Here is a 1,592-nt window from a genome sequence, read left to right as displayed (position 1 = left end):
GCGAAGATACTTGTTGGGTAGCCAACCGGGACAATAGCTCGATGCCAGACTACCTCTATCCAAAAAAGACTCCTCACTCAGGGGTCTTTTTTTTTCCTCTTTTCTCTATAGATATAGCAATGACCAAATAGATGTTTACAGTTATCATGAAAAGCCCCCCGAGTTTGCGCTATCCTTTATAAACATCTTTCTTAACATAAAACTTGACAAAAACCGCTACTTGTGGGTTTGTGCTTTTTTAGATTTTGTCTAAGAAATTAATGTATAGTAATATACATTTTATCCACAACTTAAGTAATTTTACTCGACAAAATCTCGCGCCTTCTACAAGGGATCGCCTTTTGGTAAAATAATTAGATAACAAAATCAAAAAAAATAGTACTAATGGAAAATCCACAATCAAGCAATTCTGTTGACCCACAAATACAAAATTGGCAGAACTTTTGTCAACATCATGCCATAGGCGATTGGTATGGAACTTGGTGTAAATATTCTTCTGAAGGAGAATTAACTGAATCTTACCAGGGAATTAGAAGTTTACGAACTAGTGAAGATGGTAGTCTAATCTTTCATAAAAACGATTATATTTACCAAGATGGGAGAACTGAATCTAAAAGCTTTGGACCTTATCAAAAACCCTTTACTAGATCCTTATTTTTAGATAATAGCTTTTCCTGGGGGTCAAATAAGATGGAACCAGGAACAAACTTCGGCTTTGAAACAGGGTTTAGATACCAAGATAGAAGAATCAGTGCCGCAGTTGTTTACAACGGAGAAGGAAATATAGATAGAATTGTAACAATTACTGAACATCTAGGCTCGTTTACAGAACAATCTTCTAGGGAAGATATTAATCAATTTCAAAAAGATTGGCAAGGAACCAGCAAAAGTATAACTGAAGACTATATAGTATCATCGCCTCAAACAATTTCCCGAAATGGAGTAGAAAATGTGCCTTTTGAACATCTCGATTTACATTTAACTGATAGGATTAGGGTAATACTACCAAAAAGTTTAGAAAATAAAACATATTTTTATCTGGGGGCTAAATACAGTTGAAAAATATTTACTCATTACTGCTAAAACTTGCTCATTTGATTAGCTAAATAGTCATAATGGGTAAGTTTTAGTTGGTTGACAATTAGGGACAAAGGGATAATTGAGAGATAATTACTGTGTTTTCCCCTTGATTATAAGTCGTTTAGTGCGCTAAAAGAGAAAATATAGACCAACTATTGTTTAGCAATGATATAACCCACTTTTCGCACGTCAAATAGTATGATGAAGAGGAGTCAGGAGTCAGAATTCAGGAGTCAGTATATTTTGTTTATATTACACAAAAAATTCCTAGGTTTTTTTGAGTAGAAGTACTCAGATTTTTTTAAGTACTTTTGTATTTTTAAATAACTTAAAATATTCTTAAAGCTTACTAAGTATTAATTACTAACTCCTGACTCCTGGCTCCTGGCTCCTGACTCCTTTTTTCCAGGTTACAATTAGAAGTGCGTATGGGTCTGATATAATATTAATACTTAAATGGTTGTTGATGATGGTGAAAAAAAAATCTAATACCCTAAGTTATGTCAAAGCAT

At 33.5% G+C, this 1,592-nt stretch carries 1 protein-coding gene; it reads left to right on the top strand.

Going from position 1 to position 1,592, the window contains the following annotated elements; translation table 11 throughout:
- Positions 1-384: 384 nt before the first annotated feature.
- Positions 385-1,059: a DUF3598 family protein gene (locus MW688_RS17525; protein WP_486737306.1), complete on the top strand. Its 675-nt coding sequence runs from the start codon at positions 385-387 to the stop codon at positions 1,057-1,059.
- Positions 1,060-1,592: the final 533 nt, after the last annotated feature.

The organism is Johannesbaptistia floridana (genome assembly GCF_057440575.1).
This window is presented reverse-complemented; position numbering and strand designations above follow the sequence as displayed.

Coding starts and splice junctions, on each gene's coding strand:
- MW688_RS17525 (WP_486737306.1), top strand. CDS start 385: ATGGAAAATCCACAATCAAGCAATTCTGTTGACCCACAAATACAAAAT.